The organism is Streptomyces sp. NBC_01214 (assembly GCF_026340975.1).
GTDB lineage: Bacteria > Actinomycetota > Actinomycetes > Streptomycetales > Streptomycetaceae > Streptomyces.
The window spans coordinates 1,496,527-1,510,844 of sequence record NZ_JAPEOS010000001.1 but is presented as its reverse complement, the minus strand read 5'-3'; the positions used below and the strand labels follow the sequence as shown (position 1 = coordinate 1,510,844).

The 14,318-nt window shown below is 72.9% G+C and carries 11 protein-coding genes; 6 read left to right on the top strand and 5 right to left on the bottom strand.

Annotation, left to right across the window (positions count from 1 at the left end; genetic code table 11):
- Nucleotides 1-79: 79 nt before the first annotated feature.
- The 4 genes from OG594_RS07160 to iolC are packed head-to-tail and all read right to left on the bottom strand — an operon-like array spanning nt 80 to nt 5,428.
- Nucleotides 80-1,579: a CoA-acylating methylmalonate-semialdehyde dehydrogenase gene (locus OG594_RS07160; RefSeq protein WP_266596329.1), complete on the bottom strand. Its 1,500-nt coding sequence runs from the start codon at nt 1,577-1,579 to the stop codon at nt 80-82.
- Between the two features lie 12 nt (nt 1,580-1,591).
- Nucleotides 1,592-3,466 (bottom strand): 3D-(3,5/4)-trihydroxycyclohexane-1,2-dione acylhydrolase (decyclizing), encoded by a 1,875-nt coding sequence (gene iolD, locus OG594_RS07155; RefSeq protein WP_266596327.1) that lies wholly within the window; start codon nt 3,464-3,466, stop codon nt 1,592-1,594.
- A complete protein-coding gene (iolB, locus tag OG594_RS07150) occupies nt 3,463-4,440 on the bottom strand; it encodes a 5-deoxy-glucuronate isomerase (protein WP_266602691.1) in 978 nt (325 codons plus the stop codon). Before iolB ends, iolD begins: the two co-directional genes overlap by 4 nt.
- A gap of 7 nt (nt 4,441-4,447) precedes the next feature.
- On the bottom strand, nt 4,448-5,428 hold the full coding sequence (gene iolC / locus OG594_RS07145; RefSeq protein WP_266596325.1) for a 5-dehydro-2-deoxygluconokinase: 981 nt from the start codon (nt 5,426-5,428) through the stop codon (nt 4,448-4,450).
- 26 nt (nt 5,429-5,454) lie between these two features.
- On the opposite strand from iolC, the gene OG594_RS07140 reads away from it, so the two are divergent.
- The 3 genes from OG594_RS07140 (at nt 5,455) to OG594_RS07130 (ending at nt 7,840) form a co-directional block, all read left to right on the top strand.
- Nucleotides 5,455-6,369, top strand: coding sequence for a sugar phosphate isomerase/epimerase (locus tag OG594_RS07140; protein WP_266596323.1), 915 nt, complete (start codon nt 5,455-5,457; stop codon nt 6,367-6,369).
- 26 nt (nt 6,370-6,395) lie between these two features.
- Nucleotides 6,396-7,406 (top strand): Gfo/Idh/MocA family protein, encoded by a 1,011-nt coding sequence (locus tag OG594_RS07135; protein WP_266596321.1) that lies wholly within the window; start codon nt 6,396-6,398, stop codon nt 7,404-7,406.
- 233 nt (nt 7,407-7,639) lie between these two features.
- Entirely contained in the window at nt 7,640-7,840 is a 201-nt protein-coding gene (locus OG594_RS07130) for an AlpA family transcriptional regulator (protein ID WP_266596319.1), read from the top strand.
- A gap of 83 nt (nt 7,841-7,923) precedes the next feature.
- On the opposite strand, the gene OG594_RS07125 is transcribed toward OG594_RS07130, so the two are convergent.
- Nucleotides 7,924-10,161 (bottom strand): MMPL family transporter, encoded by a 2,238-nt coding sequence (locus tag OG594_RS07125; RefSeq protein WP_266596317.1) that lies wholly within the window; start codon nt 10,159-10,161, stop codon nt 7,924-7,926.
- Nucleotides 10,162-10,307: 146 nt separating this feature from the next.
- Here OG594_RS07125 and OG594_RS07120 point away from each other — a divergent pair, with 146 nt between their 5' ends.
- The 3 genes from OG594_RS07120 to OG594_RS07110 all read left to right on the top strand — a co-directional run bounded on the left by OG594_RS07120 (nt 10,308) and on the right by OG594_RS07110 (nt 14,162).
- A complete protein-coding gene (locus tag OG594_RS07120; RefSeq protein WP_266596312.1) occupies nt 10,308-11,048 on the top strand; it encodes a TetR/AcrR family transcriptional regulator in 741 nt (246 codons plus the stop codon).
- A gap of 486 nt (nt 11,049-11,534) precedes the next feature.
- On the top strand, nt 11,535-11,768 hold the full coding sequence (locus tag OG594_RS07115) for a heavy-metal-associated domain-containing protein (protein ID WP_266596310.1): 234 nt from the start codon (nt 11,535-11,537) through the stop codon (nt 11,766-11,768).
- A 111-nt stretch (nt 11,769-11,879) separates the two neighbouring features.
- Nucleotides 11,880-14,162 carry a cation-translocating P-type ATPase gene (locus OG594_RS07110; protein ID WP_266596308.1) on the top strand — a complete coding sequence of 761 codons (2,283 nt, stop codon included), beginning with the start codon at nt 11,880-11,882 and terminating at the stop codon, nt 14,160-14,162.
- Nucleotides 14,163-14,318 lie beyond the last annotated feature (156 nt).

Below are 14,318 nucleotides of genomic sequence, written 5' to 3'. Positions count from 1 at the left end.
GCCCCCGGCCGGGGGAAGGTGGCCGGGGGTGCTGGGCGTGCCGGGTGCGGGGCGGGTGTCAGTGGTTGTGGGGCGGGTGTCAGTGGTTGCGGGGGAAGCCCAGGTCCACGCCGATGTGGCCCTCAGAGGGGTCCGGCCAGCGGGTCGTGACGACCTTGCCGCGGGTGTAGAAGTGGATGCCGTCGTTGCCGTAGATGTGGTGGTCGCCGAAGAGCGAGTCCTTCCAGCCACCGAAGGAGTGGTAGCCCACCGGCACCGGGATCGGCACGTTGACGCCGACCATGCCGGCCTCGATTTCCAGCTGGAAGCGGCGGGCGGCGCCGCCGTCGCGGGTGAAGATCGCGGTGCCGTTGCCGAACGGCGAGGCGTTGATGAGGGCCACGCCCTCCTCGTAGGTCTCGGCGCGCAGCACGCACAGGACCGGGCCGAAGATCTCGTCGCGGTAGGCGTCGGAGTCGGTCTTCACGTGGTCCAGCAGGGACAGGCCGATCCAGTGGCCGTTCTCGTTGCCCTCGACCGTGAAGCCGGTGCCGTCGAGGACGACCTCCGCGCCCTGGTCGGCCGCGCCCTTGACGTACGAGGCGACCTTGTCGCGGTGGGCGGCGGTGATCAGCGGGCCCATCTCGGAGGTCGGGTCGTTGCCGGGGCCGATCTTGATCTTCTCGGCGCGCTCGCGGATCTTCTCGACGAGCTCGTCGCCGATCGCGCCGACGGCCACGACGGCGGAGATCGCCATGCAGCGCTCACCGGCCGAGCCGTAGGCGGCGGAGACGGCCGCGTCGGCGGCGGCGTCCAGGTCGGCGTCCGGCAGCACCAGCATGTGGTTCTTGGCGCCGCCCAGGGCCTGGACGCGCTTGCCGTTGGCCGAGGCGGTGGTGTGGATGTGGCGGGCGATCGGGGTCGAGCCGACGAAGGAGACGGCCGCGATACCGGGGTGGGCGAGCAGCGCGTCGACGGCCACCTTGTCGCCGTGGACCACGTTCAGCACGCCGGCCGGGAGACCGGCCTCGGTCGCCAGCTCGGCGAGCTTGTTGGCGGCCGAGGGGTCCTTCTCGCTCGGCTTGAGGATGAAGGTGTTTCCGCAGGCCACGGCCAGCGGGAACATCCACATCGGGACCATCGCCGGGAAGTTGAACGGGGTGATGCCCGCGACGACGCCCAGCGGCTGGCGGATCGAGGAGACGTCCACCCGGCTGGAGACGGAGGTGGACAGCTCGCCCTTGAGCTGCGTGGTGATCCCGCAGGCCAGCTCGACGATCTCCAGGCCGCGGGCGACCTCGCCCAGCGCGTCCGAGTGGACCTTGCCGTGCTCGGCGGTGATCAGCGCGGCGATCTCGTCGCGGTGGGCGTCGAGCAGGGCGCGGTAGGCGAACAGCACCTTGGTGCGGGCGGCCAGCGAGGACTGGCCCCAGCTGAGGTAGGCCTCCCGGGCGACCTGTACGGCCGCGTCGACCTCGTCGGCCGAGGCGAGCGCGACCTGGGTGGTGACCTCGCCGGTGGCCGGGTCGGTGACCGGGCCGTAGTTGCCCGACGCGCCCTCGACGGTCTTGCCACCGATCCAGTGGTTGACGGTCTTCATTGCCTTGCTCCTTCACAGATGGCGACGTCGCTGCGCGGCTTGCCGGTCGTACTCTTCACGGGCCGTGGCAGCGGCCTTGCGGGTCGCGGTCTCGGCCACAGGAACATCCCACCACGCCTGCGCCGGGGGTGGGCCCGACACAGTGTCGGGCGTTCGGGTCTGTACGTAGACACATGTGGGGCGGGTCGCGATGCGGGCCTCGGCGAGGGCTTCGCGCAGGTCACGCGTGGTGCGGGCGCGGATCACGGCCATCCCGAGGGAGCCCGCGTTGGCCGCGAGGTCCACCGGAAGGGGGTCCCCCGTGTACCCGGAGTCGGGCGCCCGGAAGCGGTACGCGGTGCCGAAGCCCTCGCCGCCCACCGCCCCCGACAGGCCGCCGATGGAGGCGTAGCCGTGGTTGTCGAGGATGACCACCTTGATCGGGACGCCCTCCTGGACGGCCGTGACGATCTCGGTCGGATTCATCAGGTACGTCCCGTCGCCGACCAGCGCCCACACCGGCCGGCCGGGCGCGGCCAGCGCCACGCCGATGGCCGCGGGGATCTCGTAGCCCATGCAGGAGTACCCGTACTCCACGTGGTACTGGTCCTGCGACCGGGCCCGCCACAGCTTGTGCAGGTCGCCGGGGAGGGAGCCGGCCGCGTTGATCAGGATGTCGGTGCCGTCGACCAGGGCGTCGAGCAGCCCGAGCACCTGGGCCTGGGTGGGCGGGGCGTCCTCCTGCGCCTCCGGGACGGCGTAGGCCCGCTCGACGCGGCTCTCCCAGCGCGCCCGCTCCGCCGCGTACCGCGCCCCGTACGCCGGGTCCGCGCGGTGGCCGGCGACCGCGACCCGGAGCTCGTCGAGGCCCTCGCGGGCGTCGGCGACCAGGGGCAGGGCGGCGAGTTTGTGGGCGTCGTACGGGTCCAGGTTGAGGCCGACGAACCGGACGGCGGGGTGCTGGAAGAGGGTCGCGGAGGCGGTGGTGAAGTCGGTCAGCCGGGTCCCGGCGGCGATGACGAGGTCGGCCTCCCGGGCGAGCGCGGCGGCGGCGGAGGTGCCGGTGTGGCCGATCCCGCCCACGTCGGCGGGGTGCCCGTACGGCAGGACGCCCTTGCCCGCCTGGGTGACGGCGACCGGGATCCCCGTGGCCTCGGCGAAGGCGGCCAGGGCCGCGCCGGCCTCGCTGTGCCGGATCCCGCCGCCGGCGACGATCAGCGGGCGCGCGGAGCCCCGTACGGCCTCGGCGGCGCGGGCCAGCTCGTGCCGGTCGGGACGGGGCCGGCGCACGCCCCACACGCGCTCGGCGAAGAACTCCTCGGGCCAGTCGTAGGCCTGTGCCTGCACGTCCTGCGGGAGCGCGAGGGTGACGGCGCCGGTCTGCACGGGGTCGGTGAGCACCCGCGCGGCCTGGAGGGCGGCCGGGATCAGGGCCTCGGGGCGGGTGATCCGGTCGAAGTGGCGGGAGACGGGGCGCAGGGTGTCGTTGACGGAGACGTCGCCTGCGTAGGGGACCTCCAGCTGCTGGAGCACGGGGTCGGCGGGCCGGGTGGCGAAGGTGTCGCCGGGCAGCAGGAGCACCGGGATCCGGTTGATGGTGGCGAGGGCGGCGCCGGTGACGAGGTTGGTGGCGCCGGGCCCGATGGAGGTGGTGACGGCGTGCGCGGAGAGGCGGCCGCTCTGGCGGGCGTATCCGACGGCGGCGTGGACCATGGCCTGCTCGTTGCGGCCCTGGAGGAAGGGCATGGCTTCGGGCCCGGTCTCCAGGAGGGCCTGGCCGATGCCGGCGACGTTCCCGTGCCCGAAGATCCCCCAGGTGGCGGCGATCAGCCGATGGCGGTGTCCGTCGCGCTCGGTGTACTGGCGGGACAGGAAGCGGACGAGCGCCTGCGCGACGGTGAGCCTCATCGGTGGTCCTCCGTTCGGGAGAAGGGCAGCCGGGGGTCGATGTCCTGGCCGTCCCAGCTGCCGCGGATCCAGCCGTGGTCGGGATGGTCCCGGATCAGCCACTCCCGGGTCGTGCCCGGTCCGGCCATCACGTTCAGGTAGTACATGTCGTGCCCGGGGGCAGCCATGGACGGCCCGTGCCAGCCGTCGGGGATCAGCACCGCGTCCCCGGTCCGCACCTCGGTGAGGAGGTCGGTCTTCCCCGCCGGGGAGGGGGTGACGCGCTGGTAGCCGAGCCCGGGGGTGTCGCCGTGCGGGGCGATCTCGAAGTAGTAGATCTCCTCCAGGCGGGACTCCTCGCCGGGGTGGTGCTCGTCGTGCTTGTGGGGCGGGTACGAGGACCAGTTCCCGCCGGGGGTGAGCACCTCGACGGCGATGAGGCGGTCGCAGTCGAAGCCGTCCGGGCCGGCGGCGGCGAAGTTGTTGACCTGCCGCGAGCACGGGCCCGCGCCGCGGAGTTCTACGGGGACCCGGCCGGCGGGCCCGTACCGGGCGGGGAGCCGCGTCTCGCACCGGGCCCCGGCGAGGGCGAACCGGCCGCCGGCGGCCGACCGGATCTCCGCGTCCGCGTCCCGCGGCAGGTAGACGAAGTCGGTGACGCCGCTGAACACCCCGTCCCGCCCCGCCAGTTCGAACACCTCCAGCTCCGCTGCGGGGGCGCCGCTCCCGAACCCCCGCGCCTCGAACGCCGGCGAGGCTGGATCTGGCCCGCCCCGTCCGCCCTCCGGCCCCGCCGAAGGACGGGGGGCAGGATTCGGGGCAGAGCCTCGCTCTTTCAGCCCCGCCGGCGTGTGAGGCACGGGGCCGGGCAGAGCCCGGCAGCGGACCTCGCACCCGCCCGACAGCGGGAGCACGATCCACTCCGACTCGCCGCACGCGTGCGCGTACACCTCTCCCGGGGCCAGGTCGAGGACCAACAACCTCGTCCACTCCATCCCCCACTCAGACGCCACCGGCACGCCCCAGCACCTCCTCCACCTCGTGAGGGAACGGCATCGCGCTCGAACACGCCAGCCGCGAGGCGACGATCGCCCCGGCCGCGTTCGCGTACCGCACCACCCGCTCCAGTTCCCATCCCGCCAGCAGCCCGTGGCACAGCGCCCCGCCGAACGCGTCCCCCGCGCCCAGTCCGTTGACCACCTCCACCGGCACCGGCGCGACCTCCGCCACCGTGCCGTCGCGGTGGAGCGCCAGCACGCCCTCCGGGCCGCGCTTGACCACCGCCAGTTCCACGCCCGCCGCGAGCAGCGCCCGCGCCGCCGCGTGCGGCTCGGAGACGCCCGTGGCGATCTCGCACTCCTCCGCGTTCCCCACGGCCACGGTTGCCGACCGCAGCGCCCGCTCGTAGTACGGCCCCGGCTTCTCCCGCCACAGCATCGGCCGCCAGTCCAGGTCGAAGACCGTCGTCCCGGTCCGCGCGCGGGCCTCCAGCGCCGCCAGCGTCGCCGCCCGCGAGGGCTCCTCGCTCAGGCCCGTGCCCGTCATCCAGAACACGCGGGCCGCCCGTACCGCCGCCAAGTCCACCTCGTCCACCGCGATCTCCAGGTCCGGGGCCTTCGGCAGCCGGTAGAAGTACAGCGGGAAGTGGTCCGGCGGGAAGATCTCGCAGAAGGTGACGGGGGTCGGCAGCCCGGTGACCTCGGCGACCCACCGGTCGTCCACCCCGAACCCCCGCAGTTCGGAGCGCAGATACCCGCCGAAGGGGTCCGCGCCGGTACGGGTGATCACCGCCACCCGGCGTCCCAGCCGGGCCGCAGCGACGGCCACGTTGGCCGGGGAGCCGCCCAGGAACTTGCCGAACGTCTCCACCTCGGCCAGTGGTACGCCCGTCGTCAACGGGTAGAGATCCACCCCGATCCGGCCCATCGTGATCAGGTCGAACGCGAACGGATCGCCGGTGCCGGTCACAGTCAGTCCTCCCATTGGTCCTCCACCCTAAGGTGGCCGTTATGACGTCCTCCCCGCCCGCGTTGACCCGTATCCGCATCGGTTCGGCTCCGGACTCCTGGGGTGTCTGGTTTCCCGACGACCCCCGACAGACCCCCTGGGAACGCTTCCTCGACGAGGTCGCCGACGCCGGGTACGAGTGGATCGAACTCGGCCCCTACGGCTACCTGCCCACCGATCCCGCCCGCCTCGCCGAGGAAACGGCCAAGCGCGGGCTGCGCGTCTCGGCCGGAACCGTCTTCACCGGACTCCATCACGGGCCCGCCGTGTGGGAGGACACCTGGGAGCACGTGTCGCGGATCGCGGCGCTGACCCAGGCCATGGGCGCGGCCCATCTCGTCGTCATCCCCTCCTTCTGGCGGGACGACAAGACCGGGGAGGTGCTGGAGGACCGCACCCTGACCCCCGCCCAATGGCGCGAACTGACCACGCAGACCGAACGCCTCGGCCGGGAGGTCCAGGACCGGTACGGGCTGCGGATCGTCGTCCATCCGCACGCCGACACCCACATCGACACCCCGGCGAACGTGGCCCGCTTCCTCGACGCCACCGACCCCGGGCTCGTCTCCCTCTGCCTGGACACGGGACACTACGCGTACTGCGGCGGGGACAGCGTGCAGGCCGTGGAGACCTTCGGCGAGCGGATCGGCTACCTCCACCTCAAGCAGGTGGATCCGCGGATCCTGGCCGAAGTCGTCGCCGAGGGGCTGCCCTTCGGGCCGGCCGTGGGCCGTGGGGTGATGTGCGAACCGCCCTCGGGGGTGCCCGCGCTGGAACCGGTGCTCGCGGCGGCCCAGAGGCTGGACGTGGACCTGTTCGCCATCGTGGAGCAGGACATGTACCCGTGTCCGCCCGACCGGCCGCTCCCGATCGCCCGGCGCACCCGCGCCTACCTCCGCTCCTGCGGCGCCCGCTGACCCTCCGGAAGGAAGAGGAGTACGACATGAGCACGCTCGGCATCGCCGTCATCGGCACCGGGAAGATGGGCGCCGACCACATCCGCCGGATCGGGCGGACGGTGGGCGGGGCCCGTGTGGTGGCCCTGGCAGACCCGGACGGGGACCGGGTCAAGGAGGTCGCGGGCACCCTGGACGGGGCGACGGCGCACACCGACCCGGCGGCCGCGATAGCTGCGCCCGGGGTCCAGGCCGTGCTGATCGCCTCGCCCGGACCCGCCCACGAGGAGGCGATCCTGCACGCGCTGGAGCGGGAGCTGCCGGTGCTGTGCGAGAAGCCGTTGACCCCGGACCCGGCGGGGGCCTTGCGCATCCTGGAGGCCGAACAGCGGCTGGGGCGACGCCTGGTGCAGGTGGGGTTCATGCGGCGGTACGACGCCGAGTACGCCCGACTGAAGGAGCTGCTGGACGCGGGCGGGATCGGCCGCCCGCTCTTCCTGCACTGCCGGCACCGCAACGCCTCCTCGCCATCGTTCTTCACCAGCGACATGCTGATCAGCGACTCGGTGGTGCACGAAGTGGACGCGGCCCGCTGGCTGCTGGGGCAGGAGATCACCGCCGTCAGCGTGCTCTCTCCGCGGCCCACGGCAGCCGCTCCCGAGGGGCTGAGCGATCCCCGGCTGGTGCTGCTGGAGACCTCCGGCGGGGCCGTCGTCGACGTGGAGATCTTCGTCAACTGTGGTTTCGGCTACCAGGTCCAGTGCGAGGCGGTCGGCGAGGCGGGCAGTGCCCGGATCGGCGACGGACACGCGATGGTGGTGCAGTCGGCGGGCCGCTGGGGCGGCGCCATCGACCAGGACTTCACGGTGCGCTTCGCCGATGCCTACGACCGCCAGCTGCGGAGCTGGGTGGCCGCGGCCGCGCAGGGCCGGGTGGCGGGGCCCGACGCTTGGGACGGCTACGCGGCGGCCGCCGTCTCCGAGGCGGGCCTCGCGGCGGCGCACAGCGGCGTACGGGCCGTCGTGGAGCTGGCGGAACGCCCGGCCCTGTACCGCTGACGCCCCGCCAACTCCCGGCCCGACCCCTGTGACCCTCTTGTCACAGGGGTCCCCCTTCTGTCACACACGTCCGCATTACGCGGGTCTTCCGTCACAGGAAGTCAACAGCCCCTCCCCTGTCGTCACTCAGCGTCGTTCCCCGGGCACAACCCGAGTGATCGTCAGCGTCCACGCGTCGGCTCCCCCGACGGCCTCCCGGCCGACCCCGCGGCGTGGACAAGGAGGTGTCCAGCATGAGCAACCGACAGCTGTGGTCATACAAGGAGATCGCTGCCCACATCCGGGTCCAGCCTGACACCGTGCGCTCCTATCGCAAACACGGGCTCCTACCCGCGCCCGACCACATGGAGGGGGGCAAGCCCTACTGGTACGCCGAAACCGTGCACGCCTGGGTGGCCCGCCGGCCCGGGAACCGGGGCCGCCGCGAGGACTGAATCCGGCGGGGCGAGTGAGGGGACCCGGCGGGTCCCCTCACCCGCCCCCGCGCCCCGCGCCAGGGGCCGAGGTGCACCCCTAGCTAGGCACCGGCCCCCACGGGTATCCGGTCCGGCTCCGGTGTCGGGGGCGCGGACTCGCCCTCGCTCAGGCCGAACCTCTCGTGCAGGCGGCGCAGCGGAGCGGGGGCCCACCAGGTGGCCCGTCCGGTCAGCTTCATCACCGCCGGGACCAGGAGGCTACGGACGACCATGGCGTCCATGAGGACCGCCAGCGCGATCCCGAGCCCCAGCATCTTGGTGTTGGTCACCCGGGAGGTGCCGATGGCCACCATCACCACCGCCAGGATCACGGCCGCCGCGGTGATCAGCCCGCCGGTGCGGGCCAGCCCCGTCCGGACGGCGCTCTCGTGGTCACCGGTCCGGTCGTACTCCTCCTTGATGCGGGATATGAGGAACACCCCGTAGTCCATGGAGAGCCCGAAGGCGATGCAGAACATCAGCACCGGCAGGGTGGTCTCGATGTCGCCGGTGGCGGTGAAGGAGAGGAGCCCGGAGAGGTTGCCCTCCTGGAACACCCACACCACCGCCCCGAACATCGCGGTCAGGCTGAGGGCATTGAGCAGCACCGCCTGGAGCGGTATCAGCAGGCTCCCGGTGAGCAGGAACACCAGCAACAGCGTGGCGAGGACCACCAGGGCCGCCGCCGCGGGCAGCGCACCGGCAATGGCCTTCTGTGCGTCGACGAGGACGGCCGCCTGTCCGGTCACCGAGGTCTTGAAGCCGGCGTCCACGGCGCGGACCTCGTCGACCAGGTCCCGAGCCGTCTGCCCCACGGCCTCACCCTCGACGGACACGGAGAAGGTGGTGTACTCGCTTCCCGTCGCGGAGCCGATCGGCCCGTCGGCCCGGGTCACCCCGGGCAGGGCGGCCAGCCGGTCCCGGTAGGCCGCGAGGCGCTCGGGGCCGGGGGCTCCTTCGGCGAGCACGGTGATGCCGCCGCCGGGGCTGTTCGGGAAGCCGTCGCGGATCTGCTCCTGCACCACGTGGGAGGGGGCGTCCTTCGGGAGCTGCCGGTCGTCGACCGTGCCGAACTTGACCCCCGCGAAGGGCAGCCCGAGGAGCAGCAGGCCCACGGTGGTGGCCACGGCGAAGACCGGGGCGCGCCGCATCACGAGAGCGGCCGTCCACCCCCACCCCCGGCCCGTCTCCACGGGCCCGGTCGCGGCCGTCTCCGGCCGGCTCCGCCGCCACAGCCGGCGCAGGTCCAGGGCGTTGACCCGATGGCCGAGGAGCACCAGGGCGGCCGGCAGCAGGATCAGCGCGGCCGCTGCGGCGAGCAGCACGACCGCGACCCCGGCGTAGGCGAAGGAGCGCAGGAAGTACATGGGGAAGAAGAGCATCGCCGAGAGCGAGACCGCGACGGTGAGCGCCGAGAAGAGCACGGTGCGCCCTGCGGTGCGCAGGGTGGCCCCGACCGCGGCCACCGGATCGCGCCCGGCGGCGAGTTCCTCGCGGAACCGGCGGACGATGAACAGGGCGTAGTCGATGGCGAGTCCGAGGCCGAGCGCCGTGGTCAGGTTCTGGGCGAAGACGGAGACGTCCGTGAACTCGGTGAGTCCGCGCAGTACGGCATTGGTGCCGAGGATGGCCACGATGCCGACGCCGAGGGGGAGCAGGGCGGCGACCGCGCTGCCGAAGACGAGGACGAGCAGGACGAGGGTGACCGGCAGGGCGATGAGCTCGGCGCGCAGCAGGTCTTCCTGGATGGTCCGGGTGACCTCGCGCTGGACGGCCGCGGGACCGCCGAGGGAGACCCGCACCGGACCGTGCTCGCCCTCGAAGCGCGGGGCCATGCGTTCCAGTGCCGCGGTGGCCGCCTTCTCGTCGCCCTGGACGCGGCCGACGATGAGTGCCTGCCGGCCGTTCTCGGAGCGCAGCGCGGGCAGCTGGGTGCGCCAGTACGAGCCCACGCCGACGACCCCCCGTTCGGCGGCGAGTGCGGTCGCGAGCCGTTCGGCTTCGGCGGCCACGGCGGGGTCGTCGACCCCGGTGGTGCCCGCCGCGGCGTCGACGAGCAGGAGCAGATTGGGCTCGGAGTGCGGGAACTCCCGCTCCAGGGCCCGCGCGGCGTAGGTGGACTGGGCGCCCGGGTCCTCCCAGCCGCCACTTCCCAGCCGGTCGGCGACGCCGCCGCCCGCGACCACGGCCAGGGCCGTGACCAGCAGGGCGAGCAGCAGCGTGAGCCGCGGCCGGGCCGTGACGAACCGGGTCCACCCCGCGTCCGCCCCGGAGGACGGCGGTTTCTTGACTTCGGACATGACTCGGTGTCCCCTTCACCGTGATTGCCAGGCCACATAGACTGGCAAACACGAGCAGTCGCTCGCGTTTCTCAAGAATGCGAGCGATCACTCGCGTTTGTCAATCGCCCACGGGAAGCAGGGGATTGGACATGCCGGGGACACGCATGGACAAAAACACCGAAAAGGGGATCAAGAGCTCCGCCGTCGGCGCCGTCGATACGACGGACCGCGCCGCTGACACGACGGTCGGCGCCGCCGCCGCGACGACCAGCGCCGACTCGGACACCACCGCCGCCACCCCGCGCCGCCGCCAGGCCCGCGGCGAGCGCCGGATCTCCCAGCTGCTGGCCGCCGCCGCCGGGGTGTTCTGCCGTACCGGCTACGCCTCGGCCAGCACCAACGCCATCGCCCGCGAGGCGGGCGTGTCGCCGGGCACGCTCTACCAGTACTTCCCCAACAAGGAGGCCATCGCGATCGAGCTCGGCGGCCAACTGCTCCAGCGCGCGCACGAAATGCACGGACAGGCCTTCCGCACCGAGAACCTCCAGCGCCCCCTGCCCGAGCTGCTCGACGCCGTCCTCGACCCGGTCATCGCCTTCAACTGCGAGAACCCGGCCTTCTGGGCGCTCATGCACGGCACCGGCGTCCCCGGCATCGCCCAGGAGCACGAGGAACTGCACGCCGGCCTGCTCGCCCGCATCGAGGCCGTGCTGCGCGACTTCTGCCCCCGGGCGCCGGCCCACGAGCTCACCCACACCTCGAACATGATCCTGGGCATCTTCAAGTCGTCCCTCGACCTGATCCTGGCCCACGAGGGCGACGAGCGCGCCGCGTACACCGCCGAGCTCAAGACCGTCCTGCTCCGCTACCTGGAGCCGATGATCACCGAGACCCCCGCCCACTGACCCGCCCGGCCCGGTCGGCCCGGTCGGCCCGCACCACCTCGGCGCCCCCGGGCCCCGCGTGCGGGCCGGCGGCCGCAGCCCCACCAGCGGGAACACCGGGACGGAGGCCATCGCGGCCTCCGCCGGCGCCGCCGCCTCCCCCGGCACCGCCGTCCCGTCCTCCACGCCCGGCGTCGTGATGACCAGCCCGCGCCGGCCCAGGACGTCGACCACCTCCCCCGTCGCGGGCCGGCCGAGCACGCCCGGTCCGAGCCGGGGCCGATGCCGCGGCGGCCAGGGTCGGGACGAGGCTTCCCGAGTGATCCGTATCGGCCATTTCGATGCAGTTCGGCTATGGCGGCCGGTTTTCCCACGAGGATCGAAAAACTGGGAGCCGATACTCGCCTTGATACCCCCCAGGGGTATAGTCTCGAAGTGTCGGGAGCACGGTGGAGCCATCGGCCGCCCTCCCGGTGACCGGCACACGCCCCTGAAGAGGAGAACGACATGACCGCCGAGACGGACACCCAGACCACCACCGTCTACCGGGTGACCGGCATGACCTGCGGACATTGCGAGGGCGCGGTGACCACCGAGATCTCCGCCCTCCCGGGCGTCAGCACGGTCAAGGCCGTCGCCGCGACCGGTGAGGTCACCGTGGTCTCCGACGCCCCGCTCGCGGACGAGGACGTCCGTGCCGCCGTCGACGAGGCCGGCTACGAGTTCGCCGGACAGGTCTGAGCGGCCCGCAAGCCCCGCGGCACCCGCGGCAGCCCCGCGGCACCCTGCCGGGCCGTGCCGGCCAGCTCATACTGGTCCCGTACGGCCCGGCCATCCCCCTGGAGCCGGAACATGAGCAGCAGCACAGTGCACGACGGACCGATAACGGCGGTCGAACTCTCGATCGGCGGGATGACCTGCGCCTCCTGCGCCGCCCGCATCGAGAAGAAGCTCAACCGGATGGACGGCGTCGAGGCCACGGTGAACTACGCCACCGAGAAGGCCCGCGTCTCCTACACCGGTGACGTGCAGGTCGCCGATCTGATCGCGACCGTCGTCAAGACCGGCTACACCGCCGAGGAGCCCCCGCCGCCGCCCGCCCCGGAACCCGACGCCGCCCCCGAAGGGGCTCGGACCGGTGCGACCGGGGCGACCGAGGTCCCCGACCCGGCACTCGCCGCGCTGCGGCAGCGCCTGCTGGTCTCCGTCGCGCTCGCCCTGCCCGTCGTCCTGCTCGCGATGGTCCCCGCCCTCCAGTTCGACAACTGGCAGTGGCTCTCCCTGACCCTCGCGGCCCCCGTCGTCATCTGGGGCGGGTACCCCTTCCACAAGGCCGCCTGGACCAACGCCCGGCACGGCGCCGCCACCATGGACACCCTCGTCTCGGTCGGCACGCTGGCCGCCTTCACCTGGTCGCTGTGGGCCCTGTTCTTCGGCCACGCCGGCATGCCGGGCATGCGGCACGGATTCGACTTCTCGATCTCCCGCACCGACGGCTCCTCCGCCATCTACCTGGAGGTCGCGGCCGGCGTCGTCTCCTTCATCCTCCTGGGCCGCTACCTGGAGGCCCGCTCCAAGCGGAAGGCGGGCGCGGCCCTCAAGGCCCTGCTGGAGCTGGGCGCCAAGGACGTCGTCGTCCTGCGCGCGGGCCGGGAGGTCCGGATCCCGGTGGGCGCGCTCGCGGTCGGCGACCGGTTCGTCGTCCGCCCCGGCGAAAAGATCGCCACCGACGGCACCGTCGTCGAGGGCAGCTCCGCCGTGGACGCCTCCATGCTGACCGGCGAGTCCGTCCCGGTCGACGTCGCCGTGGGCGACTCCGTCACCGGAGCCACCGTGAACACCTCCGGACGCCTGGTCGTCGAGGCCACCCGGATCGGCGCCGACACCCAACTCGCCCGGATGGCGAAGATGGTGGAGGACGCGCAGAACGGCAAGGCCGAGGTGCAGCGCCTCGCCGACCAGATCTCCGGGATCTTCGTCCCCGTCGTCCTGGTGCTCGCCATCGGCACCTGGATCACCTGGCTGCTGATCACCGACGACCCCGCCGCCGCCTTCACCGCCGCCGTGGCCGTCCTGATCATCGCCTGCCCGTGCGCCCTGGGCCTGGCCACCCCGACCGCCCTGATGGTCGGCACCGGGCGGGGCGCGCAGCTCGGCATCCTGATCAAGGGCCCCGAGGTCTTGGAGTCCACCCGCCGCGTGGACACCGTCGTCCTGGACAAGACCGGCACCGTCACCACCGGCCGGATGACCCTCGACGGGGTCTTCACCGCCGCGGGCGTCGACGAGCGCGAACTCCTGCGCCTCGCCGGGTCCCTGGAGCACGCCTCGGAGCACCCGATCGCCCGTGCCGTCGCCGCCGGGGCGGCGGAGCGGGCCGGCTCCCTGCCCGTTCCGGAGTCCTTCGAGAACGTCGCGGGGCTCGGCGTCCAGGGCGTGGTCGACGGACACGCCGTCCTGGTGGGCCGCGAGCAGCTGCTGGCCGACTGGTCGATCGAGCTGCCGGCCGGACTGGCCGGGGCCAAGGCGGCCGCCGAGGCCGCGGGCAGCACCGCCGTCCTGGTGGCCTGGGACGGCGCGGCGCGCGGGGTCCTGACCGTGGCGGACGCGGTCAAGGACACCAGTGCCGAGGCGGTCTCCCGGCTGCGGGCGCTGGGCCTCACCCCGGTCCTGCTGACGGGCGACAACAAGGCCGTTGCCGCGACGGTGGCCCGCGAGGTGGGCATCGACGAGGTGATCGCCGAGGTCCTCCCGCAGGACAAGGTGGACGTCGTGCGCCGCCTGCAGGCGCAGGGCCGTACGGTCGCGATGGTCGGCGACGGGGTCAACGACGCGGCCGCACTGGCCCAGGCGGACCTGGGGCTGGCCATGGGCACCGGCACGGACGCGGCCATCGAGGCCGGAGACCTGACCCTCGTACGGGGTGACCTGCGGGTCGCGGCGGACGCGATCCGGCTCTCGCGCCGGACCTTGGCCACGATCAAGGGCAACCTGTTCTGGGCCTTCGGGTACAACGTGGCGGCCCTGCCGCTGGCGGCCGCCGGTCTGCTCAATCCGATGATCGCGGGGGCCGCCATGGCCTTCTCCTCGGTCTTCGTGGTGACCAACAGCCTCCGGTTGCGGTCCTTCCGCTAGTGGCCCTCCTCCTCACGCTCCCCACACTTCCTTCACGGGAGACGCAGATCACAGTGACCGCAACGTAACCATCCGGGGTCGTCATGGGTCTAATGGGGCGATGCCAAGAACGTCTTGGGGGACGTTTCTCGGAAACCTGGGGAGGTTTCCGTGGGC